Origin of the sequence: Tolypothrix sp. PCC 7601 (genome assembly GCF_025677855.1) — a bacterium.
Taxonomy (GTDB): Bacteria; Cyanobacteriota; Cyanobacteriia; order Cyanobacteriales; family Nostocaceae; genus Aulosira; species Aulosira diplosiphon.
Genome location: NZ_CP064879.1, coordinates 7407754 through 7432316, shown reverse-complemented (window position 1 = coordinate 7432316; position 24563 = coordinate 7407754). Strand labels below are relative to the sequence as shown.

The 24563-nt window shown below is 39.2% G+C and carries 22 protein-coding genes; 12 read left to right on the top strand and 10 right to left on the bottom strand.

The window, feature by feature from the left end; translation table 11 throughout:
• Positions 1-22: 22 nt before the first annotated feature.
• Positions 23-298 (top strand): hypothetical protein, encoded by a 276-nt coding sequence (locus HG267_RS30175; protein ID WP_045873091.1) that lies wholly within the window; start codon positions 23-25, stop codon positions 296-298.
• 135 nt (positions 299-433) lie between these two features.
• On the opposite strand, the gene HG267_RS30170 is transcribed toward HG267_RS30175, so the two are convergent.
• A complete protein-coding gene (locus tag HG267_RS30170; RefSeq protein WP_071989462.1) occupies positions 434-628 on the bottom strand; it encodes a hypothetical protein in 195 nt (64 codons plus the stop codon).
• 300 nt (positions 629-928) lie between these two features.
• Between HG267_RS30170 and ftsH the strand changes: the two genes are divergently transcribed.
• On the top strand, positions 929-2866 hold the full coding sequence (gene ftsH, locus HG267_RS30165) for an ATP-dependent zinc metalloprotease FtsH (RefSeq protein ID WP_045873090.1): 1938 nt from the start codon (positions 929-931) through the stop codon (positions 2864-2866).
• Between the two features lie 348 nt (positions 2867-3214).
• Positions 3215-3562 carry a hypothetical protein gene (locus HG267_RS30160; protein ID WP_045873089.1) on the top strand — a complete coding sequence of 116 codons (348 nt, stop codon included), beginning with the start codon at positions 3215-3217 and terminating at the stop codon, positions 3560-3562.
• A gap of 64 nt (positions 3563-3626) precedes the next feature.
• Here HG267_RS30160 and HG267_RS30155 read toward each other — a convergent pair whose 3' ends face one another.
• Positions 3627-3836: a hypothetical protein gene (locus HG267_RS30155; protein WP_045873240.1), complete on the bottom strand. Its 210-nt coding sequence runs from the start codon at positions 3834-3836 to the stop codon at positions 3627-3629.
• Between the two features lie 153 nt (positions 3837-3989).
• Here HG267_RS30155 and HG267_RS30150 point away from each other — a divergent pair, with 153 nt between their 5' ends.
• Positions 3990-4547, top strand: coding sequence for a Uma2 family endonuclease (locus tag HG267_RS30150; protein WP_045873088.1), 558 nt, complete (start codon positions 3990-3992; stop codon positions 4545-4547).
• Positions 4548-4581: 34 nt separating this feature from the next.
• Here the strand turns inward: HG267_RS30150 and HG267_RS30145 are convergent, their stop codons facing one another.
• The 4 genes from HG267_RS30145 to HG267_RS41785 all read right to left on the bottom strand — a co-directional run bounded on the left by HG267_RS30145 (position 4582) and on the right by HG267_RS41785 (position 12010).
• The gene (locus HG267_RS30145) at positions 4582-5421 is read right to left on the bottom strand and encodes an SWIM zinc finger family protein (protein WP_045873087.1); all 840 of its coding nucleotides are present in this window, start codon (positions 5419-5421) and stop codon (positions 4582-4584) included.
• 5 nt (positions 5422-5426) lie between these two features.
• A complete protein-coding gene (locus HG267_RS30140) occupies positions 5427-8669 on the bottom strand; it encodes a DEAD/DEAH box helicase (RefSeq protein WP_045873086.1) in 3243 nt (1080 codons plus the stop codon).
• 356 nt (positions 8670-9025) lie between these two features.
• Complete coding sequence (locus HG267_RS30135; protein ID WP_045871324.1) at positions 9026-9421, bottom strand: hypothetical protein; 396 nt, start codon at positions 9419-9421, stop codon at positions 9026-9028.
• A 1023-nt stretch (positions 9422-10444) separates the two neighbouring features.
• Positions 10445-12010 carry a caspase, EACC1-associated type gene (locus tag HG267_RS41785; RefSeq protein ID WP_045871323.1) on the bottom strand — a complete coding sequence of 522 codons (1566 nt, stop codon included), beginning with the start codon at positions 12008-12010 and terminating at the stop codon, positions 10445-10447.
• 551 nt (positions 12011-12561) lie between these two features.
• On the opposite strand from HG267_RS41785, the gene HG267_RS30120 reads away from it, so the two are divergent.
• The 6 genes from HG267_RS30120 (at position 12562) to HG267_RS30095 (ending at position 17946) form a co-directional block, all read left to right on the top strand.
• Positions 12562-13572 (top strand): alpha/beta hydrolase, encoded by a 1011-nt coding sequence (locus tag HG267_RS30120; protein ID WP_045871322.1) that lies wholly within the window; start codon positions 12562-12564, stop codon positions 13570-13572.
• 675 nt (positions 13573-14247) lie between these two features.
• Positions 14248-15114: a hypothetical protein gene (locus tag HG267_RS30115; protein ID WP_045871321.1), complete on the top strand. Its 867-nt coding sequence runs from the start codon at positions 14248-14250 to the stop codon at positions 15112-15114.
• Positions 15090-15962 carry a cyanoexosortase A gene (gene crtA / locus HG267_RS30110; RefSeq protein WP_263419988.1) on the top strand — a complete coding sequence of 291 codons (873 nt, stop codon included), beginning with the start codon at positions 15090-15092 and terminating at the stop codon, positions 15960-15962. Before HG267_RS30115 ends, crtA begins: the two co-directional genes overlap by 25 nt.
• Positions 15959-16675 carry a cyanoexosortase A system-associated protein gene (locus HG267_RS30105; RefSeq protein WP_052335239.1) on the top strand — a complete coding sequence of 239 codons (717 nt, stop codon included), beginning with the start codon at positions 15959-15961 and terminating at the stop codon, positions 16673-16675. The genes crtA and HG267_RS30105 overlap by 4 nt, the downstream gene beginning before the upstream one ends.
• 27 nt (positions 16676-16702) lie before the next feature.
• Positions 16703-17383 carry an HpsJ family protein gene (locus HG267_RS30100; protein WP_045871319.1) on the top strand — a complete coding sequence of 227 codons (681 nt, stop codon included), beginning with the start codon at positions 16703-16705 and terminating at the stop codon, positions 17381-17383.
• Between the two features lie 113 nt (positions 17384-17496).
• The gene (locus tag HG267_RS30095) at positions 17497-17946 is read left to right on the top strand and encodes a hypothetical protein (RefSeq protein ID WP_045871318.1); all 450 of its coding nucleotides are present in this window, start codon (positions 17497-17499) and stop codon (positions 17944-17946) included.
• A 639-nt stretch (positions 17947-18585) separates the two neighbouring features.
• Here the strand turns inward: HG267_RS30095 and HG267_RS30090 are convergent.
• The 3 genes from HG267_RS30090 to HG267_RS30080 form a co-directional block, all read right to left on the bottom strand.
• Complete coding sequence (locus HG267_RS30090; RefSeq protein WP_045871317.1) at positions 18586-18984, bottom strand: hypothetical protein; 399 nt, start codon at positions 18982-18984, stop codon at positions 18586-18588.
• A gap of 132 nt (positions 18985-19116) precedes the next feature.
• Complete coding sequence (locus HG267_RS30085) at positions 19117-19986, bottom strand: zinc metalloprotease HtpX (RefSeq protein WP_045871316.1); 870 nt, start codon at positions 19984-19986, stop codon at positions 19117-19119.
• A gap of 427 nt (positions 19987-20413) precedes the next feature.
• Positions 20414-20824, bottom strand: a complete 411-nt coding sequence (locus HG267_RS30080) for a four-helix bundle copper-binding protein (protein ID WP_228045759.1) — start codon at positions 20822-20824, stop codon at positions 20414-20416.
• 109 nt (positions 20825-20933) lie between these two features.
• On the opposite strand from HG267_RS30080, the gene crcB reads away from it, so the two are divergent.
• The gene (crcB, locus tag HG267_RS30075; protein WP_045871314.1) at positions 20934-21332 is read left to right on the top strand and encodes a fluoride efflux transporter CrcB; all 399 of its coding nucleotides are present in this window, start codon (positions 20934-20936) and stop codon (positions 21330-21332) included.
• Positions 21333-21568: 236 nt separating this feature from the next.
• On the top strand, positions 21569-23047 hold the full coding sequence (locus tag HG267_RS30070; protein WP_045871313.1) for a CoA-acylating methylmalonate-semialdehyde dehydrogenase: 1479 nt from the start codon (positions 21569-21571) through the stop codon (positions 23045-23047).
• Positions 23048-23458: 411 nt separating this feature from the next.
• Here the strand turns inward: HG267_RS30070 and HG267_RS30065 are convergent, their stop codons facing one another.
• Positions 23459-24538: a WD40 repeat domain-containing protein gene (locus tag HG267_RS30065; protein ID WP_045871312.1), complete on the bottom strand. Its 1080-nt coding sequence runs from the start codon at positions 24536-24538 to the stop codon at positions 23459-23461.
• Positions 24539-24563: the final 25 nt, after the last annotated feature.

The window sequence follows — 24563 nt, the reverse complement described above, 5'->3', positions numbered from 1 at the left end:
CTGTTGGCAAGCTACATTTTTCATGGGGATTGGGGACTGGGGACTGGGTACTGGGGAAGATGAGGGAGATGAGGGAGATGAGGGAGATGAGGGAGATGAGGGAGATGAGGGAGATGAGGGAGATGAGGGAGCAGAGGGAGATGAGGGAGATGAGGGAGCAGAGGGAGATGAGGGAGACAAGGAGAAATTACCAACACCCAATTACCCATTACCCATTACTCATTACCCATTACCCATTACTCATTACTCATTCCCCATGCCCAATGCCCCATGCCCCATGCCCAATTCCTACAATTAATGCAGCTAGGTTAGCTGATTTTAGCAACTTCCGCCTAGACGATGAACAGCTATCAAGAAGGATGAAGTTTTAAGGATAAAGGATGAAAAGAATCGTTACATACCTGCACATTTTTGGGTGAGGTAATTTCAGCCTTCACACTTGAGACTTCAGTCTTTGGAATCGCCATAATAATGCGATCGCCATAATCGTCGCTGGTGATAAGACCATAATCAGGGCTACTACATCTGTCCCGGGGATTCTCAAGCTGGGTGCTGCATATTTAATGAAGAACGACAGCACAATCGAGAGTATAAATACCTTGAGCAGCAATCCTAGCTTATTTTCCATAGAAGTTCGGCAATACGCATTTTTCTGTGGGGTATACACGAATTTGGTCTACGCCATCTAGTTTCTAGAATAAACCTAAGAGATACAAAACTTTGCAATTCACGTTACGTTGTCATTGGGGATTTGGTAATGGGTAATTGGTAATGGGTAATTGGGTGTTTGGGGTTTGTCATTAATTATTTCTCCCCTGCTTCCTCTGCTTCCTCATCCCCCTCATCTCCCTTTGTCCCCAGTCCCCAGTCCCCAATCCCCAGTCCCCAATCCCCAATCCCAAAAACATTAAATTGAGGGTACATCAAAATGCCTGTAGAAAATAATAATAAAAATCAATTGAAACCTTCGAGATGGCGGCAGTTTGGTGGCAGCTTCTTGATATTAGTAACTGTATTATTGCTGCTTAACTTTATTGTTCCCAGTTTCTTAGGCCCGAGATTGCCACAGGTTCCTTATAGTGATTTTGTGGTTCAGGTAGAAGCTGGTAAAGTTGAACGGGCGATGGTAGGTAGCGATCGCATTGAGTATGTCCTCAAAACTCAAACCCCCGATGGCAACCCGACAGAACAAGTATTAACTACTACACCTGTAGCTTTGGATCTCGATTTACCGAAGATTCTCCGCGAGCATAATGTAGAATTTGCTGCGCCTACACCAGACCAAAATGGTTGGCTAAATACTTTAATTAGCTGGGTAGCTCCACCGTTAATTTTCTTTGGTATTTGGGGCTTTTTAATGAATCGTCAAGGAGGCGGCCCTGCTGCTTTGACGGTAGGCAAAAGCAAGGCGCGGATTTCATCTGATGGCAGCACAGGTGTGAAATTTACTGATGTGGCTGGTGTCGATGAAGCCAAAGTGGAATTAGAAGAAATTGTTGATTTCTTAAAGAATGCTGACAAGTACACCCGCTTGGGAGCGAAAATTCCTAAAGGTGCATTGTTGGTAGGGCCTCCAGGGACAGGTAAGACATTATTAGCAAGAGCGATCGCAGGTGAAGCTGGGGTTCCTTTCTTTAGTATTTCCGGTTCTGAATTTATCGAATTGTTCGTTGGTGTCGGTGCTGCACGTGTCCGCGATTTATTCGATCAAGCGAAAAAACAAGCTCCCTGTATTGTCTTTATCGACGAGTTAGACGCACTGGGTAAATCTCGTGCTGGTAATGGTGGCTTTGTGGGTGGTAATGATGAACGTGAGCAAACCCTCAACCAGTTACTCACCGAAATGGATGGTTTTGATGCCAATACAGGCGTAATTATTATCGCCGCTACTAACCGTCCTGAAGTCCTTGACCCCGCATTACGTCGTCCCGGACGCTTTGACCGCCAAATTGTAGTTGATCGCCCTGATAAAATTGGTCGGGAAGCGATTCTTAATGTTCATGCGAGAAACGTTAAATTAGCTGAAGATGTGAATTTAGCTACTATCGCTATCCGCACACCAGGGTTTGCAGGAGCAGATTTAGCCAACCTCGTGAACGAAGCCGCACTGCTAGCAGCCCGTCAAAATCGGCAAGCGGTAATTATGGCAGATTTCAACGAAGCAATTGAGCGCTTAGTGGCTGGTTTAGAAAAACGCTCTCGGGTGTTAAATGAAACCGAGAAGAAGACTGTAGCTTATCACGAAGTTGGTCATGCGATCGTTGGGGCTTTAATGCCTGGGGCTGGTAGAGTAGAAAAAATCTCCGTTGTCCCTCGTGGTGTTGGTGCTTTGGGTTATACAATCCAAATGCCAGAAGAAGACCGCTTTTTAATGGTAGAAGACGAAATTCGCGGACGGATTGCAACTTTATTGGGTGGACGTTCGGCTGAGGAAGTTGTCTTTGGTAAGGTATCTACTGGTGCGTCTGACGATATCCAAAAAGCTACTGATATGGCAGAACGGGCGATTACCATTTATGGTATGAGCGATAAACTGGGGCCAGTAGCATTTGAGAAGATTCAACAGCAATTTATCGAAGGCTATGGAAATCCTCGCCGTTCGATTAGTCCCCAAGTAGCAGAAGAAATTGACCGCGAAGTCAAGCAAACCCTAGATAATGCTCACCATATCGCTTTGAGTATTCTGCAACATAACCGGACATTGCTAGAAGATACTGCACAAGAATTGTTGCAACAAGAAATTTTAGAAGGTGCATCATTGCGGGAACGTCTCCAGCAAGCTGTCGCACCAGAGGAATTAAATGAATGGTTGCGGACAGGGAAGATATCGGAAGATAGACCTTTGTTGCAGACGCTTTTGGTGTAAGGATTTCAGATTGAAATAAAAAAGCGATCGCATTTTTAGGGTGCGATCGCTTTTTTGTTATTGAAAAATAGTAGGCGATCGCAATACGGTTTGAATAAGATAAATCAATTGACATTTAAATCTTGTAGAGACGCGATAAATCGCGTCTCCACTAACCGAAAACCATGACGAAAAATTTTTAACTGAACCGTATTGTAGGTGATTGGACTTTCATAAAATTCATCAGCGCCATGATGTGATACAGAAAAATAAAAACACATTTTGGAAACTTATAAAATTGCACTCAGGCAGATTGGAGAAAATTTTTATAAAATAAATTAACAGTTAAATATAAACTTGGTCAAGAAAATGAAACTCTCTTTTAAAGATATTCAATTTATTATTGAAGCAATTAACAACTTAATAAAACTATATGAATTAAGGCTAAATGATGAAAGCATAAATGAAGATGAGTTATCAGATATTGCTAATGATTGTATGTTTTTGGAAACACTACGTGTAGATTTAGAAAATTATTCACAGCAAGTGCTAGCACAAAATAAAAATAATCAAAATACTGTAACAGGAGATTTAATCAATGTATCTACACAGGATTTAAAGCAATCTGTTGTGCAATTACCAATTAGTCAACGCTTGGGTTTAGTCGATGTAATTACTGAATCAATTAGACAAGAATTATCCTTGAGTCAAAGGTAAGGCGATCGCAATACTTATTTAATTTTGCTCAAATCCTTTTCAAAGCTTTTACGGAACTCAACAATCATCCCTTATTTCCCAAAATCTTAAAAATTGCCTCTCGGCTTACTGGTTCTGTATCTTCACCTTCTTTAATTGCTTTTTCAAGAGCGATATCTTCGATAATTTCTGCTAACAAATCAGAAAATACTTCTTTCTGTTCTTGAATTACTTCGATAAGTGCGCTTTTAAATAGTTGCTTAATTTTCTCTTCGTCAAAGTTAAGTTCTGTCATATTATTCATTTAATTCGGGTTGCAATAATATTAACATCTTAATTAGGGATAGATTATGGATATAATCTGATTTCATTCTCACACATATCCTTCACGACATAACAAAGGCGATCGCAACTCGATAAAATAATAGTAATCCAAAACAGTTGGCGTATGACAACAGCACCAGCCTTGACTTTGAACGAATTTCTCAAACTACCAGAAACTAAGCCAGCTAGTGAATATATTCATGGTCGCATCTATCAAAAACCTATGCCTCAAGGGAAACATTCGCGTCTACAATTTAAATTTTGTGACGTTGTTAATCAAGTTGCAGAAACGCCGCAAATTGCTTTAGCATTTCCAGAATTGCGCTGTACATTTGGCGGACGTTCCATAGTTCCCGATGCTACTGTGTTTAGCTGGGAGAGAATTCCCTTTGACGAAGATGGTGAAGTACCTAACGTATTTGAGATTTATCCTGATTGGACGGTAGAAATTCTGTCACCTGACCAAAAAGCTACTAAAGTTATTAGCAATATTTTGCACTGCCTAAAATATGGTACTAAACTTGGATGGTTAATTGACCCAGATGAGCGATTAATTTTAGCTTTTATTCCTAGACAAGAGCCTTTAGAGTTAACTGGTAGCGAATCTCTACCAATACCCAATTTTTTAACACTAGATTTGACAGTTGACCAAGTATTTGCTTGGCTGAAATTTAATCGTTAAATTTAATTCTTTATGCTTCTGTATGAAACTTGATTCACATAATATTCTGATTTTTCGTCTTCACTCGCTGATATAATTCCTCCATCGTTTCAATAAAAGAATTATCCTTGTGCCAAAAAGCCGGAAAATCTCCTTGCTTCTTCACTAAAATTGCTGATACCCCGCTTTGACTACCTACTTCAATTGTTTGTGGTAATCGCTTCGTTCCTAACCAAAATTCTCTCACGCTTGGTTGTTGTGCAATAGTTTGCTTTTCTAATTTTGTATACAGCGAAGTGGATAATTCTAAGGGAATTTCCTTCGTATTCAATTCTTCCGATAGCGCTTTACCTAAATTTGACTCAGCCAGCTTTGCTTGTAGTTCTGTTTTGGATAATCCCCGCAATTCAAATAAAAGAAATGGGTTTTCATCTAACTGCGAAGCAACTAAATAATATACACCAGCGATATGCTTGCAGGGATTAGCGTAATCTGGACAAGAACATTTAGTTTTAAAATCTTTGCTGCTGTGGGGTAATAAATGTAATCCCAAGTCAGCAAAAGTATTTTCTATATTTTCTGGGACTTCGTTAATTAGCAACCGCGAAACAATACTCGCTTTTGAGGAAAGCTTTTGAATCGCTTCACTCCAGCGATTTTTAGCAATTGGTGTAATTTCAATTGATATATTATAAGTTGGTTCTTTGTAAACTCCAAAGTAAGGATTTATTGAGCCTTTAACTTTAGCTGTAATTTTATTTTTCTCTACTTCAAAATTTAAAACTTTACCTCCACGCGCATAGGAACGTCCGCGTTGCAATCGTCCTTCATCGGTGAATTGCTCTAATGCTTGAATAAAGCGATCGCCCCACCAAGTTCTGCTAAATTTAGCCATGAGGTTTACTCCAAAATTGCGCTTTTATTTAAGGAGATAAGTTGTTTAAAGGCTTCGTTATCTAGTTCTGTGAGCCAAGATTCATCACTCCCGACAACAGCAGCCGAGAGTTTTTTCTTATCTTCAATCATTTGGTTAATTTTCTCTTCAAGAGTGCCAATGGCGACAAATTTATGCACAAAAACATTCTTTTTTTGACCAATTCTAAAGGCTCTATCTGTTGCTTGATTCTCAACTGCTGGGTTCCACCATCTATCAAAATGGAATACATGATTAGCTTTGGTGAGTGTAATCCCGACACCACCGGCTTTGAGGGAAAGAATAAATACAGATGGTTCGGTATCGGGTTCTTGAAATTCGCTAATCATTTGTTCCCGACGTTTACGGTTTGTACCACCATGTAAGTAATAAGTATTGCAGCGTAAGTTGTGTTTGAGATGCTTTTCGATGTTTTCGCAAGCTTCCGTAAATTGGCTAAATATCAGTAAACTTTCGCCTTCGGAAATTGCTTCTTCTACCATTTCTGATAATCGGCTGAGTTTGTGCGATCGCTCTGGGGAAAATTCGCTGTTATCCTGTAAGAATTGGGCTGGATGATTGCAAATCTGTTTCAATTTCATTAAGGTCGAAAGGATTAATCCTTTGCGTTGGATTCCTTCAGCCTTTTGCAATTGTTCTTCAACATCTTTCACCACCACTTCGTAAAGTGAGGCTTGTTCTTTGGTTAAGTTGGTGTAGAGGATTTGTTCAACTTTATCGGGTAAATCATTGATAATTGATTGATCAGTTTTCACCCGACGTAAAATTAAAGGTTCGACTAATTTTTTCAGAGTAACTGATTTGACGCGATCATTATCCTTCTGAATGGGAATTTCAAATGATTTACGAAATTGTGCTTCTTTACCCAAGTAACCAGGATTGAGAAAATTAAAAATCGACCATAAATCAAGTAATCGGTTTTCTACCGGAGTTCCTGTCAAAGCGAGTCGATGTTTAGCGGAGAGTTTAAGAATTGCTTTAGTTTGCGCTGCTTTGGGATTTTTGATATTTTGCGCTTCATCTAAAACCAGACGTTGCCATTCCACACTGTTGAGTAGTTTCTCATCTTTGCGAGCCAGGGTAAAGGAAGTAATGACAACATCGTGCTGAAGACAAGCGGCTTTAAAGTCTGCGGAATTTTGCGTGCGATCGCCTCCATGATGCACCATACTTTTTAAATGTGGCGCAAATTTGGCAATTTCTTTTTGCCAATTTCCGACAACGGAAGTCGGCGCGATTAATAATGTGGGTAGTGGGGATGAGGGGGATGAGGGGGATGAGGGAGATGAGGGAGATGAGGAGGAAAATATTGCTTCGGTTTGCGTTATTTCATAAGCTGCTTTTTCTTGTACTAACCTAGCTATTACCTGCACGGATTTACCTAAACCCATATCGTCTGCAAGACAGCCATTTAATCCCAATCTTTCTAAATATTGCAACCAAGAAACACCACGCTTTTGATACTCGCGCAAATTCCCTTGCAAATTTAATTCTTCAGAAATTGGTTCTAGCTGACTTTTATCTTGCAGCTTCGCCATCATGTCCGATAAAACTTCATCATGTTCAATTTCCCATTCGTCCCCAGCTTCCGCGCTACGTTGCAGAAATTCCAGCAAATTCATCTGGGGTTGTTCATCACCATGAGATTGCCAAAATTCTAGCAACTGTTGCATTTTATCTCGGTCTAATTCCATCCATTGACCGCGAAAATGCACTAAAGGAGCTTTAGCATTAATTAATTGTTCCCATTCTTGGGGTGTGACAACTTGCTCACCAATTGCCAATTCATATTCATACTGTACTAGGGAATTTAAACCAAAATAGCTCTTGGTTTCACCTTTTGTTGGTGCTAATTTTTTACCGGAAGCTTTGAGGCGAATTTTGGCGCGACGGCGACCTGCGGGAGTATACCAAGCAGGTACAATTACTTTAAAACCAGCATCTTCTAACACCCAAGCACTTTCTTGAAGGAAAGCAAACGCTTCTTCTAAAGTGAGTTGCATTCCCGTAGGTTGATCGGTTTCCAATCCCTGCCATAATTTAGAATACATCCTCGCTGCATAACCTAAATTCAGCAGTAAATGCGTTTCAAAATCCTTGCCAAATTGTTTATGTACACCCGCTTTAGCTGTTTTATTCATCCTCCAGTAATCTGACAAATCCAACTTCAGAGAAGGGTCTTGTGTACTGGCTACCAAAAATTGCATTTGCCAATTGTCTATCTCTTCAGCAGTCGGAGAATACAATTGGAAGCAAAGATGAAAACCAGCATCAACTTGAGTACGGTTAATTTTAGTTTTCCATGCTAACCATTGCTGATATTCTGCTAAAGTTTTGTTAGTTTTTAAGGGATTATATCTCTGAGGATAAAGGCAATATTCCACTAAAGAATCAGCGATTTGTTTATCAAAAGCGGCTGTAGAGGGTGTCTGCGTGATGATATTAGTGAGAATAGATTCAGAAAAATGCCTTAATAACGTTTCTCTATCGAAAAATTCTATGCGATCGCTCGGTGTTGCCGCACCTGCCACACAAATTAGTGGCATATAATCAATATACTTTTTAATATTCTCTTCGTAGGCAGGAGAAATAATTTCCCAAGTAGCGTAAATCTCAAAAGGTTGTACAGTTGATGACTTGCTTTTTTTCTTAGTTGTGGCTGCTTCTAACTGTCGATATTTCAGTGCTGGAATATATTGGTCTTTGAGAATGACTTGCTTAAAAGCTTGGGTGTAGTGATACCAAAATAATAAATCCGAACCGAGTTGCACTTCATCGGCATTGTGTAGCGCTAAAAAATGAATATCATTGAGCAGCTTAATAACGTTATTTACTTGTGCAGTTTTCACAGATATCAATGTTTTATAACAATCCACCTGCCAATATTGAAAATCTGTATAGTCTTCCGGAATTTCCGCTTCTAGATACTTAATTAATTCTGGTGAAGGTAAAGGCTGATTATTAGCAGTAGGTAAAGCAAAATATTGAGGTGATACGCGTTGAATTAATTGATTTGCTGGTTCTTTCAACCCCAAAGCTGACGTTAAAAAACTAATTAGTTCAGCTTTTGGTAGATGTCCGGGATGAATATTTTGATGATTACTACGGCTTTTTTTAACTATTGGGGTTTCTATCCACAAATAAAAAGAGCCTGGCTGAATAAAGTCAGATGACGCATTTGGTATCCAGGTTCCATGAATAACTTTCATAGTTTTGATGCTCTGGATTATCTAGTAATTCTAGCTTGGTTAAAATTACTCTACCAAAGTACGGTGATAAATTATAAGAATCTGATTTGATTATCGGGCGTTGTACAAATATCTCGCGCCCTCATCCCCTAACCCCTTCTCCCGCAGGAGAAGGGGAACTAAATCTCTTGCTCCCCTCTCCTGGTGGGAGAGGGGCTGGGGGTGAGGGCAAAAACCTTGCTAAAAAGCGGGTTTCACGTTAAGTTGACAACAATGGGCATCTACAAACTTTTGGTATTGCCAATATTTTATCGGTGCCGTGCCCCTACCCCCGTGGGTATTGTTTTAATTGGAAGTCAGACTTCCGCCTGGCGGTGCTAGGCTGTTACTACATTATTATCTGCTGTTTTCTCTGCGCTATTTTTTAAGCGGGTTAATCTACTTTTGCGGACACGTTCGCTTAGTTTAACGCCACCTGCAAGTTCATATTCATTGCTGTCTTTGCCATACTTGAAACCAACCCCAGCCAGCATTTTATCGGAAATATTGCTGATGGTTTTTTCCATCTCGTCAAGCTTGGTTTTAGAAGATTCAATTACAGCCATAGAATCATTATATTCATCAAGCATACTGTGAAACTGCTGTATTAATTGAGTCAGATTTTGTAAGTTGTAATTATTATCAAATGCTATGTTTGGATCAATAGCTTTGATTCCAGCGACTCTAAACTCAGCTTTTTGTAGAATCCGGGATGTACGTTTCTTACGAGTCATATATTTACTCCTTTAAGACATTTCTATAGCTAGTTTGCCTCAATTGAGCTAGATTCTAGTTCAGCGAAAATAGCATTTTTTTTAACAAAACTTTTTATTGATGTCCGTAATTTCTCTGTATTTAATTATTGAGTGTTATTTTATACCAATTTAAATAATGTTTGCGACACATCGATATATTCTAGAGGGCAAGGCAATACCCAGTGGTGTCAACTTTACGTGTAACCCGCTTGGGTGAAAGGTTTCGCCCTCACCCCCAGCCCCTCTCCCAGAGGGAGATGGGAGCCAGAAATTAAATTCCCCTTCTCCCTCAGGGAGAAGGGGTTAGGGGATGAGGGCGCGAAGTATTTTGTCAACTTAACGTGAAACCCGCTTGGGTGAAAGGTTTCGCCCTCACCCCCAGCCCCTCTCCCTCAGGGAGAGGGGAGCCAGAAATTAAATTCCCCTTCTCCCTCAGGGAGAAGGGGTTAGGGGATGAGGGCGCGAAGTATTTGTACAACGCCCGCCCTATATCGCTTTTGAAGTTAAGTTGATACCAATGGGCAGTGCTGTGCCCCTACGCGAAATCTATATGTATCAGGGTTTTAGTGAAATGGTATTAAGAGTAAACCAAAAAGTTTTTCCTAAAGAGCGATCGCTTCAATTTTAATTCTTAATGGTGAAGGTTTTGTTCTTAATGGTCGAGGTTTTGTTCTTAATGGTCGAGGTTTTGTTCTTAATGGTCAAGGTTTTGTTCTTAATGGTCAAGGTTTTGTTCTTAATGGTCAAGGTTTTGTTCTTAATGGTCAAGGTTTTGTTCTTAATGGTCAAGGTTTTGTTCTTAATGTTGTAACGTTGATAACTAAATTGTTAATAAATTTAAATGTAGGGTGTGTTGTCGCGCAGCGCAACGCACCGACGCACCATCAAAAATTCAAGGTGCGTTAGCCTACGGCATAACACACCCTACGGACTGAAATGTTTATTATTGCGTGTGTAGAGAGCTTGCATTCAATCTTTATAAATTTCTGAAAGCTTTAACTGTTACAGTTTACAAGTCTCGATGCGAGAGAAAACCAACCCCGCACTCCAATAAACCAAATACCCCCTCACCCTCAATCTCTCCCCCTCCTCCCCAAAAACAACTGGGAGGTGTGCCCTAGGGGCAGAGGTACTAAAAGTGACGTGGGTGTAACTAATCCAGGAGCTTTCCACTCTCCATCCTACGCGATCACGAAATTGATTCCAGGCTTCATCGTCGTACGTGCCATCTAGCTTACCGCCAACGCTCAAGTAAATTTCCTTTTGAACGCTGAAGCCAAAGTGTCCATTGCTGTATTTTACCCATAAGCGGTCAATCGTGCGGAGGTCTGTACAAGGAAAGTTTAATAATTCTTCATCCTTAAAGTAATCACCTTCCTTTTTACCTAGAGCCTGAATCATCACTCGATATGTTTCCATATCAGCATCTTTCCAGTTCCCTGCTGCTAGCAAGTCGCGCAGTTTGGTATAGTATACGCCTTTCTCTGAACTGAGAATCAAGAAATTATGTATGGCCGCAACATCCTCATCTCGAAGTTTGAGAACTTGCTGTAATCGTTTTAATAACTTAAGATTACTATCACTTAAATTTTGCTGCTTTTGTAATACTGCAGTCAGTGCTTTTTCATATTTCTGTAAGCTTTCCTGAAACTCACGGAATGGTTTGAGAACTTCATTTTCTATCTCTTTTGCTTTTTCTGAAGTTAACCCTAGTTCCGTTTGTCTGAGATCCAAAATAAAGCGTCCCAGTTCCGATATTTCACTATCTATTACACATTGCTCAACTTCTTTGCGATACTCTAATTGTGGATCATCAACTGGTGCTTTGGCTAGACGAATTGTATAACCTTCTTTAACGGCAAAGATTTCTGGCTTCATCGCTGGTTTTGCTTCCTGCACCTTGCGCTTGGCATATTCATGCAGTTCAGCTACGGTAATCACACCATCATTGTCACTATCAGCTGCTCCTTTTTCAATTCCCTCAACCAAGTAGCGGGTGTAAACTCCGCCGCCTGAATCTTCAAAGGATTGTTGTGTAGCTGTTGATGAAGTTAGCACAGCTCTACCTTCACCACCTAATTGCTCACCAATTTCATTTTTAATACTAAGATTAGCAATATCTTTGGCACTCATCCTCTCTGCAAAAGCACCGCTAAAGCAACAGTCAAGAATTAATACTTGTCGCTTAGATTTGCTGCGACTCATGTAATTTTGATGGATGAATTTAGCATCTACTGCTGTACCAATTCTAGGGAAACCTTGAGGATTAACTTGAGTGTTGCGGCTGATAAAAAATAAACTTCCGTCTTCATGTCTATAACCATGTCCAGAAAAATAAAGCAGTACTACGTCATCTTTCTGGCATTTTTCCATAAACAACTGCTCAATTTCTGAGCGCATGGTATCGGAATCAGGATTAGACAAAAATTTGACTTCATCAAATCCACCTATCCCTGAATTCTGCAAAACACGCTGCATTGCTTCAATATCTTTAACTACACCAGATAAGTTATTTATTTTTTGAGACTCATACTCACTAGCTCCAATCAGCAATGCATATTTCGCCATTTTGCTTGCTTAGTTCCGTTAAAATACGCGAATTTTCTCTAATTTTATATTTTATACAGTATACATCTGAAAAATTCCGTAAATTGGGATATTGCAGGTAATAATGTGAAGTTGCACATATCTTGATCCCCCTAAATCCCCCTTAAAAAGGGGAGCCACTGCGTTGGGCGGCTTTGCCGACTTGAAGCAAGTGGCGTGGACTTTGATAGATTTTTTCTAGTTCCCCCCTTTTTTCAAGGGGAGCCAGCGTCGTGGGCGGGTTTCCCGACTTGAGACGACTGGCGTGGGTTAGGGGGGATCTAATTTTATGCAGCCTCATAAAGAATTGCTTTAAGAAGTCTAGTGATTAGCGCTTTTGCGATCGCTTGATTTTTAAGATAGTCGCTATAAATTACTACGTTAGTTGGATGTGGCTACTGATATTGTTGAGGTAAATTCTACAGCAATACATCCAAAAAGCCGATTATTGAAAGATGACTCAACCACAAAATAATTGAGTCACTTGAATTTATTTATGCAAATTTTTAATTTTTAGTGTGGAGCAAAGCGGCGTGACAATTAATATTCAGAACACAGCAGAAATTCTGGAAAAAGTTCAGCAATCAGAGTCTAACATGGGACTCAAAAACGAAGCTTGTCGTTCAAAATTCTTTGTCCATTCTCACGCCACTGAGAAAGTATGTCTATTCTTGCATGGCTTTACAGCCGGGCCTTATCAATTTGAGCCAATTGGTAAAGCATTTTTCCATCAAGGATACAACGTTTTAGTTCCTTTACAACCTGGTCATGGACTCTCAGGTGAATGGAACCGCAAAAATCCGCCACCACTTCCTACAAACATTCAGACTTATCAACAATTTGTGCTGGATTGGTTAGAAGTTGCTAAAACTTTAGGTAAAGAAGTTGTAGTGGGTGGATTATCAACAGGTGGAACTTTAGCAGCTTGGTTAGCTTTAGAATATCCGCAGTTGATTGATCGCGCTTTATTGTTCACACCTTATTTAGGTAGTAATCAGTTAATATTCGATTGGTTAATTAAAATTCTGCCAATTTACTTTGAATGGTTCAACAAAGACGCATCTGGTAATTTTGGCTATAAAGGTTTTCGGCTTCCCGCATTACGCATATTTCTAGAATTAGGAGAAACGCTGTTAAAACAAGCTCAAAATTCTGTTGCTGCTCCGATATTAATGGTTTGTAGCGAAGGCGATCGCGCTGTGAGTCGTCCTAAACAGCAAGATTTTTTCACAACGGTACTCCAGCAGCAACCAAAGTCTTGGTATTACTGCTTTGATGATTCGCTACATATTGAACACCGGATGATGACAAAACTTGAAGATAATGATTATGAGGAATTGGTAATTACCCTCGCTAAAGCATTTGTGGAAAGTGATTTAACTTGGACACAGTTTCAGCAAATAGCAAATAGGATAGTGCAGGGAGAAAGCTATGAGCAAATTAAGCGAGAATTAAATATTGATGGTTTAGCTTCTCAACAACTATCTGCAATGATGACTCAACATTTAGGTTGCGATCGCCTTAAGTGCATTAAACCACGCTAATACAAATTTTACCTTCGGCTTGATGCGATCGCACACTAATACCTGTGTGTCTAGTACAAGTCGGCGTAAATAGCGCAAAGTTGGCGGTGTCGGTTTCCGTCCCGCCAAACTTTGTAAGAGAAACAGACTATCTGTAATTGCTAAAAGGCTTGTGGTATAACTATTCTTTCTTTTGACTTTTGACTTTTGCCTTTTGCCTTGTTGTACTAGTCTTCCCTATGCTAATTTTTATCTCAATTTATAGTAATACTAAGTAACAGTATTGAAATAAAATTTACACTATTTACCTTTTTATACCCAAGCTTTTCTGGAATCCTCGGATATAATGTTGTGTGATAAATTACACATTAACTCCAGAAGATGCTAATAATTCTTAGGTTTCAGGCAAGAATTAAGGTAATAATTCCAACTTTGTAATTACGGTAATTTGCATTGAGGTTAGGCTACAGGCTTAACACGCAAAACTGCTATAGGACTCATATTTGATTTTTGAAAAAACCTAAGTACACTTTTATTTCTTCTTCCCTGTTCCCCGTTCCCCGTTCCCTGTTCCCTGTTCCCTCCCTACGCAAATAATTTCAGGAATCAAAGCGGATTCCTATATTCCATTAAAATTACTTGTATTTAAGGTGTTTGAAAATAACTGTAATTACTAACACGAAATATATAAATTAAATGAGAAACAAAATAATTGCTCTCAGCGTAGGATTTATCATGCTGCTGACAGCTAACCGCAGCATAGCGGGAGTCATCACTCTTTATAATGGGACATCTGGTGTCACACCTAATTTATATAATTCACCAGAACTCAACAATTCACCTGCGCTAACTTTTGGTTCTCCAAATGGTGGTACCCAGAGTTTCAGCAGCGGTGTCACCAATTTGAATACTAATGCAAGTAATAATAATGGTATATATGGTGGTTATAGTAACTATAATTTAACCACCTCAGCTTCTCCTTCTGTAATCACTCCTACTAGCCTAGTCAATTCATCATTTCCCTCACTAGATAGGAATGCTGGTTATAGTCTCACTTTTACAGTCAAAATTAACTCCCAAGTTAATGATGGAACGAATGGCGCTTATCGCGCTGGCTTTAGCGTTGTCGCTATCAGTAGTGACAAGCAAGGAATAGAAATAGGTTTTAGGAATAGTGATATTTTTTCTCAGGCTAGTTCTTCTTTTAACTCTATTGGTGAACAAGTAACTAATGTTTCCAGTTTGCTATCCAGCCTAAATACTTATACTTTGAATGTTGTTGGTAGCAACTATACGCTAACTAATAACACTACAACTCTTTTAAGCGGTGCGCTGCGCGATTACACTACAGCTAGTGGATTTGGTAGTGATGTTTATCGAACCTCTAACTTTATATTTTTAGGAGATGATACCACTTCAGCACGCGCAGATATTGACTTAGAATTTATCAGTCTTGACACTAACACTGCTGGAGTTCCTTACAATTTTTCAGCAACTCCAGGTATTTTAGCAGTGGTTGCTGGGGGAGCGCTTCATAATTGGTTGAAAAAGAAAAAGTCATGAAAATATCTGGCTTTAATATTGTTGAAAAGCTACAAAAACCTAATTTTTGGTTGTGTGCGATCGCTGTTGGTTTAATTATTATTCAATTAGATTTAGCTGGAAAATTTATCGCTAGTTTAGATGCTTTAACTATTCGTTGTTTATTTTGGGCATCGATATTATATTTAATCTGGAAAAAGCGAGATAATCTCAGTTTAGAAAGTGATATTATCTCAACTCTTTTAGGATTATTCTTAATTTTTGTTCTTCTGGTTAAAAGCCTCAGTTTGCTGTGGTTTGATTCAATTTTTGTAAAAATATCAGCTTTAATATCATTTTTAGGTTTAGCTTTAATAGCCTCCGGTATCCGAGGATTAAAGCAATATATTCAAGAATTTGCAATTTTACTGCTGCTATTATCTGAAAGTTTAATATCGGGTTTCATTGACAGTAATTTTAATGTCAGCATCTTAGCTGCAAAATTTTCTACCTTTGTGCTGTGGTACTTAGGATTTCCAGTTTCTCGACAAGGTGTTAATGTCATCCTCCCTACAGGTGCTATAGAAATATATCCTGCTTGTTCGGGTTTAAATGCAATTTTAATCTTGCTGCAACTATCATTACTATTTATATTAGTGTTCCCTATAAAAATATTTCACAAAATTATGTTGCCAATTGTGGCTATATTTTTAGGATTTGTAATTAATGTATTTCGGTTAGTATTGATGACACTTTTGGTAGCTGCTAAAAATCATCAAGGATTTGAATATTGGCACGAAGGTTCAGGAAGTCAGATATTTTCTACATTTTCAATTTTGGCTTTTGTGTATGTATGTTATTGGGTATTACAACAATATAAATCAGCATGACAGGATTAACTAAATCAAAGCCAAAAATCAAATCCCAAATCGAACCACGGCTAGGATTGCTAGTTGTAACTTCTTTAAGTGTTTTCTTGACTATCGCTAAACTAATTTTTGCACCAAATACAACTATCCAGAAAATTCAACCGTTTTTGTTCCCGGAAACTGTAGTCTTGGACAAAAATACAATCTGGAAAAGCCAAGCTTTGACTGATATAGTTGTACAGCAACCAAAGCAATATGATGCTGTAATTTCTGGGAGACGGTATCGATATTATTATGACCACATTCCTATAGATATAGAGATGCGTTATGTTGTAGGAGCCTTAGGAAATGTTGAAGGAATGATCTACAAGAATACAGAGATAAAATTACCTATAGGTAAGCTATTTCAGACTGTACGTCAGCAACCTGGAATAGGCTATTATGGTTTATTTACTCATAACAATAAAGCATATTTAAGTAGCTGTATTAATCCCCAAGGTGAAAGTACAGTGACTCCAGATGAGTTTATGCAAAATCGCTATCTGTACAATCTGAGTTTTCAGCATATTTTCTCTTGGTTATTAGGTAAAGAAAGTTTTTTTGATAAGCGTTGTTTATGGGCGCATTTATCTACACCAATTAATGGTTTTAACTCTCACAGCGCTTATCAGCGTTTAGAAAAAGCTTGGTTTAATTCTTATTCATGGTGGAGTTATCACTTTCCTAAACCTTAATATTTAAACAAACAGGAATTATTACTTATGAATCAATTTGAAGATGAATACTGGAATTCTATTTTTAATTTGCGTGTTGTCGGATATATTTTATTATTATTGGCAGCAATAGATGTTGTTAATATCTTTTTACCTTGGCATTTTACCAATGCTGTTTGGGAATTTCAAATGCTGGGAGCGCTAGTAGAACACGCACCGTTACCTTTAATAGCTTTAATACTGGTATTCTTCGGAGAAAGAGTTTATCGTGATAAAAGAGAAATTTATCTATTAAAAATATTATCCTGGTCTGCTTTATTAGCTGGAATTGGATTTATATTATTATTACCTTTAGGTATTCATAATACATTGCGAATTAATAATCAAAACCTGATCCAAATTAACAATCAGTCTTCGCAACAAATTACTCAAATCAGACAAGCCAAGTCACTATTAAATCAAGCGAAAAATACTGAAGATATTAATAAAATTTTTAAATCTTTAAATCCCCAAAAGAATACGCCTGAGTTACAGGAACCCCAAAAACTTAAGAATGAATTACTTTTACAAATGGGTCAATTAGAAACAAAAATCAGTAATCAAGCTAAAGCAGCTAAAAATAATACTTATGATGATCTGATCAGAAATTCTGTTAAATGGAATTTAGGTGCCTTAATTTGCGCCTTTGCATTTGTCTGGATGTGGTACGCTACCTACTGGGCACGCTAAGTAATTCACAACTATTACTTAAATTATTACTAATAAATTTATACCCCTAATTTCAACTATTACGGGAAACAAAGGCTATAATATAAGTATCATTTTTGACTTAAGCTATTTTTATGAAATTAGTCAAAAAATTTTTAGCTGTATTTTTTTTATTATTTGGCATTCCATTTTCTGCCGCAATGATGATTGATATCCTCAATCCCAAAACTACTGAAAAAGGTAAGAATGATGCAATAGCAGCTTTAACTATTTTGACTCTTCCCTCAACCATGATAGGAGGATGCTTGACTTTATCTTTAGTCCAGCAGAACAGAAAAGAAAAAGCATTAATTCTCGCATCAGAACAACAGCGTCTGGAATTAGTATTTTTAAAATTAGTCGAAACCAATGCTGGCAAAATTACAGTATTACAAATGGCAAAAAATGCTGATATTTCAATTCAGTCATCTAAACAATATTTAGATGAAAAAGCTCAAGCACTTAATGCTGCTTTTGAAGTAGATGAAGAAGGGAATGTTTCTTATAAGTTCTCGGGTGCATCCCAGTTTTTATTTTATAACTAGAGAATTAAGCGTCATTGCGAGGAGGAACGACGAAGCAATCGCATGGATTTATTCCTGGTGAGAGATTTTGCGATTGCTTCACTCCACTTCGTTGCGTTCGCAATGACATTGAAAAAAGTGGGATGCTCCCTAAGTTCTCTTTTTGATAGGAGTATTGATGAGAGTATTTCAGCACAAGATATAAAAATCTGATTTGATTTGATTTTTGCAAAAATCTCAGTTACTTATGCGTTACTCTATCGCTAACGCATCCTACTACTCCTACGTGAACTTCAAAAATCAAATATGACTTCTATATAAACAAATACAGTTCAGTTAAGAAAATTAATTGATAACAAAACTAACAAACTAGTTACTCAACAAAAAAACCGAACAATAATTTTGGAGGGGGTTTGGGGGACGCAACCGTCACCCAATCGGGGGTTTGGGGGAGAATCCCCCAATTCTTCTGGTTTCTTTAATAAGTGACAAATCAATCCCTAATGAGCTTAACTGAACTGTATTGCTATATAAACTATTTGTAAGGGCACAACATTGTTGTGCCCTTACTCATTTATTCTATTTTAATTACTATTAGTGAATCTACCTTTCTTCAAGTTTAGATTAGGTAGTAATTCTCCTCAGAGTTTGTATATCTGATTAACTGTGAGGACGAGGGGCGTTGAAGGCTTCCCAAGCAGCTTTAGCGGCACTTTGCACGCGATCGCCAAATCCTGTAATCTCTTTAATTAGCAAGTGCAAATTTTTTTCAGCTTCATCCTGCATTACCGCCCAGGAACGTTCAATGCGATCGCGTTCTATGAGTTTTTCCCCTTCTAAGGCTTCCCGCGCTTGGCGTACAGCATTTAAATAAGTTTCGCGGGTAAGAGTCCCGGCTGACTCGGCTTCAGTTTGGGCGCGTCTTTTGAGTGCTTCAATTAACGCTTTCGTTTCGCGCTTCACTTCATCAGTTTCGCCAGCCATTTCAGTTTCTACTAATTCGTGAGTTTGAGAACTAATTTCTACTACTACTGTTGATTCAAAGTTATTGTCAGTCATAGCTAAAACATCCTTAAATTGCAAATTTTCTTATCCAATTAAGAATTGCACCCTGTTCGTAATTAGCCACTCATAATTTGACTTTTGAGTACAGACGCGATTAATCGCGTCTCTGTGACTTTTGACTTCAACTTAATAAGTTGTAGTTGTCAATTGTTGCTCTAATTTAAGCAATTGCTCAACACGATCCTCAGTAGATGGATGACTAGAGAACAAGCTACCGAGAAACTTTCCAGAAATTGGATTGATAATTAATAATGGTTCAAAAGCTGGATTAGTATCTAAAGGTAACTGTCTAGCTGTAGCTTCTAAACGTTGTAAGGCTCTAGCTAAAGCGCGAGGATTACCTGTTAGTTTCCCAGCACCAGCATCAGCAGAAAATTCTCTGGTACGTGAGATACCTAACTGAATAATTGTGGCAGCTAAAGGTGCAAGTAATACTGTTAATAAAACACCTAAAGGATTTCCACCTCGATCATCATCTCGTGAACCACCGCCAAACCATAAGCTGTAACTTACCATTTGCGCCAAGAATGAAATTGCACCAGCGATTGTGGCTGCAACAGCTTGTGTTAGGGTATCACGATTAATAATGTGGGTGAGTTCGTGAGCAATTACGCCTTCGAGTTCATCCTCTGGTAATATCTGCAAAATTCCTTCTGTAACAGCAACAGCCGCATGTTCTGGATCGCGTCCTGTAGCGAAAGCGTTAGCAGTTTGGCTAGGGACAATATAAACTCCTGGCATGGGAATATTTGCCCGCTTAGATAACTTTTGCACCATCCGATAAAGCTTTGGTGCTTCTGCTTCACTTACAGGTTGGGCGCGATATACAGCCAACGCAATTTTATCTGATTGATACCAGGAAAATAGGTTTGTGACTGCTGCTAAACCAATACCTATAATTAAACCAGTACTGCCGCCAATTACCCAGTAACTAATTGCAATCAATAAGCCACTAAGAGTAGCTAGCAATACTAAAGTTTTGAATTGATTTCCCATATTTTTGCTCTCCTATTAATGCTGTAATTGATTTTTTAAACAACAGCATTACTCAAGCCGTACTATGATTCTAACCATCTAAATAGGTATTTAACAGGTAGAAATTACGCTCCAATTCAGTACGGTTTTCCCACTAAAGTTGCAAAAATACTATTAGCTTTGCTTCTATATAATTGTTGGGAAAAATGAACTGTATTATAAATTACTTCTTTATTAAGAATTAAGTATCGTCATACTCAATAAATACTTAGTCAGGACTTTAGGGATGTCTAAGAAATAAATTATTCCATCTTGTGGGGCGGGCATCTTGCCCGCCACATCAACTGGGCGGACAAGATGTCCACCCCACAATAAATACTGGGATATTTTTTTATTTGGAAGTCCCTTAGCCCTTAATTTGAAGGCTGAGAACCTCATTAGGAAATTTTCAAATTTTACTCGCACTAGCTAATTGACGGCAAGAATCAGCACAACGGTGACAAGATGCAGCACAGCGTCGGCAATGGTCATGGTGATGTTTATCACATTCTCTACCACAGCGATCGCAAGCTTCGGCACATAAATTACACAGATGAGGATAGAGAGGCGAATTGCGTGCCATCAAGCGAGTACAAAGCGTACAAGTATCAGCGCAGTCTTGGCACAGCTGGATACATTCAGCCATCATCTGTACCATATCGCTATGTAAACAAGCATCTGCACAGTTTTCGCAATCGCGTACACAATCAAGACAATTTTGGATGCAAATATCAATCAAAGATTGGTAATTTGTAGTAGTTGTCATGCTTTTACTGTTAATGAATAATTCTAATTGCAGTATTTCGTCTGCTTTTGCCATACATTAAAAAATTACCAAACTCAATACTTCTACTAATGGTATGAATTTAATTCTTTCTTTTGGTGTATAAATAACTATATTTGCCAATTTCAATGCTTAGTTTTGTAATATGTTACAAGACCCTAATTTACGTAATCCTATTGCCATTAGTTTAGGTGCGATTGCAGGTGCTTTAAGCCGATATTATCTAACATTGTGGTTTGCTAATCGCTTTGGCATGAGTTTTCCCTATGGCACTTTTTTTATTAATCTGAGTGGTTGTTTAGCTATGGGATTTTTCGCCACATTAACTCTAGAAAAAGTGGAAATTATTTCTCCAGAAATCAAGTTAATGGTAGCAACCGGATTTTTAGGAGCATATACAACTTTTTCTACTTATGGCTTAGATACTATCGGCTTAATCCGTAGTGGTAATTTATTAATTGCAACTGGCTATTGGGCAGGCAGTGCCATATTAGGAATTATCTGTATTCAGTTAGGTGTAATTTTTGCCAGATTATTGCCATAGTATATTCATCATCAATAATTTGTGAAATTATTAACTTATACCAAATCAAATAATGCAGGACTTACGCAACTGGTACACATATCTTCTGATTTAAGAGTCAAGTGTCAAGTGTCAAAAGTCAGAAGTAATTTATCCCCAATCCCCAATCCCTAGTCCCCAGTCCCCAGTCCCCAATCCTGAGGAGTTCTTTAATTTTGAATTTTGAATTTTGAATTTTGAATTCGGAGCGCAGCGACGTGACTACAACCCCCACCTTACCTAACTACATCAACGGAAAATGGTGTGCATCTAAGACTACAAATTATCTAGATGTCATCAACCCAGCAACAGCAGAAATATTAGCTCTAGTGCCTGTATCGCCTGCATCTGAAGTCAATCAAGCAGTAGCAGCAGCCGCAGCAGCTTTTGTTACATGGCGACGCACACCAGCCACAGAAAGAGTGCAGTATTTATTTAAACTTAAAAATTTGCTGGAAGAAAATTTTGAGGATTTGGCACGCACAATTACCTTAGAATGCGGTAAGACTTTGGCAGAGTCCCAAGGAGAAATGCGACGGGCGATAGAAAATGTCGAAGTTGCCTGTGGTATCCCAATGATGATGCAGGGAACGAATTTAGAAGATATTGCCAGAGGGATTGATGAGATGATGATTCGTCAACCCTTGGGAGTGGCGGCGGTGATTTGTCCGTTTAATTTTCCGGGGATGATTCCATTTTGGTTTTTACCCTATGCGATCGCAACTGGCAATACTTACATTGTCAAGCCTTCGGAAAAAGTACCGCTGACAATGCAAAAAATCTTTGGATTAGTAGAAAAAACGGGTTTACCCAAAGGTGTACTCAATCTCGTCAACGGTGCGAAAGAAACTGTCGATGCCATTTTAGATCATCCCCAAATTCGGGCAATTAGTTTTGTGGGTTCCACACCAGTCGCTAAATATATATATAGTCGCGGTGCAGCCAATGGGAAACGGGTGCAATGTCAAGGTGGGGCAAAAAATCCCTTGATTGTTTTACCTGACGCAGACATCGAAATGACTACACGCATCGCTGCTGATAGTGCTTTTGGCTGTGCGGGACAACGTTGTTTAGCGGCTTCCATTGCTGTCACCGTTGCAGATGCGCGTGACTCATTTACAGAAGCTATGGCCGAAACTGCCAAAAAGCGTATGGTAGGTAATGGTTTAGACCAAGGTGTAGAGATGGGGCCTGTAATTGATCTTCGCAGTAAAACCCGCATCGAACAATTAATTCAACAGGGTGTAGAAGAAGGGGCAAATCTCTTAGTTGATGGACGCAAACCGCAGATTTCTGGTTACGAACAAGGTAACTTTATTCGCCCGACAATTCTGCAAAACGTCAACCCTGCAGGAGAAATCGCCCGTACAGAGATTTTTGGCCCAGTATTGAGCTTAATTCATGTCAATACTATTGATGATGCGATCGCCTTCGTCAATAGCGGTCAATATGGAAATATGGCTTGTTTATTTACCAGCAGTGGTGCAGCCGCCCGTAAGTTTCGCTACGAAGCCGAGGTTGGTAATATTGGCATTAATATTGGAGTGGCTGCACCAATGGCATTTTTCCCCTTTAGTGGTTGGAAAGAAAGCTTTTTTGGCGATTTACATGGTCAAAGCAATCACGCCGTAGAATTTTTCACCCAAACAAAAGTCGTAGTTGAACGCTGGCCCAAGGATTGGTCACGTCAATTTTGACCAAAAAGCTTCTAGGGTTGATTTTGCTGTTATCAACATTTATTCATAATACTAGCTTGAAAATGGGCATGGGGCATGGGGCATAGGAAAGACAGATTTTAATGTTTGGTTGTGCCAAAACCTGGCGTGAATAGCTAATTTGAAACAAGAATGCAACAGATTGTAGGGGCATGGCACTGCCCATTGGTGTCAAATTAAGCTAAAAGCGATAAAGGGCGTTGTACAAATACCTTGCGCCCTCATCCCCTAACCCCTTCTCCCGCAGGAGAAGGGGAACTAAATCTCTTACTCCCCTCTCCCTGCGGGAGAGGGGCACAGGGTGAGGGCGAAACCTTGCACAAGAGCGGGTTTCACGTTAAGTTGACAGAGGTGGGCAGTGCCTCCCCTACTTAATACTTATACTCTTGACTCTTACTTCTTTTTCCCAAATCCCTGGCCACGCTGACCCTTTGACCAGATAATTAATTCACCATTGTTACCGCCAGCTGCTAATAAATGTCCTTGTGGATGCCAAGATAGACAAGAGAATCCGTTAGCTACACCATCAAGAACTTGAGTTAGCCGCTTTCCTCTATTGGAGAGACATACACAACCATCTTCAGATGCAGAAGCTAAAAGGTGGGTTTTGGGTTGAAATTGGAGCGATCGCACTGTATCTTGATGTGTTGGTAGAACTTGCGCTTCCCAGTCATCATTTTGTTTTTCCCACACTACTACCCCTTCTGCACTAGCAGCAGCCAATAGAGGCGCACCAAATTTTGTCACTGTATCCGACCATGTTAAATAGCGAATTTTACCTGGAAAGCCCCGCATCATCCAAGGGTTGGGATTCTCCCATTCCAAAACAGAAATCGAAAGATCCATATTCCCAGAAGCGATATATTTACCATCAGGCGACCAAGAGATCATCAAACTTGCGGAATCAACAGGTAACAAAGAAGGTTCATCATCCCAATTTTCCGCCATCCAGATTTTTACTTCTTGATAACCTGCAACTGCTAAACTTTCGCCATGAGGATGCCAATTAATATCGAGAACAGAAGAAGTATCAAAATTTAGCGTTGCCTCAACCTCACCGATTTCTGCATTCCATACTTGCACTACTCGACCTAAACTAAATGCTAGTTGGTTATTCGTAGGACTCCACGCCATCCGGTCAATCCAAACATGGTAATTTTGCAAAATCCTGAAGATTTCTGGCTGTTGTGACTGTAAACGCCAAATTTTTACCTCTCCATTTTGCCCAGATGCAGCGATAAATTGACCATCCCAGGAAAAAGCTAAACAGTCTACAGATTCGCCATTACCCGGTTGTAGAGAGATTTCATCAAAGGTTTCCCCAATACGCCATATCGTCACCTCTCCCAGCGCCGAACTAGCAGCGAGAATCTGACCATTTGGTGACCAAGCGATCGCTGTGACATAATCTGAGAGCATCCCTCGCCAGTGCTGCTCAAAGTCTCCTTGTATTTTTGCTTTTAAACTAGACACGCCCAAAATCCTCTCTAAAAGCTGC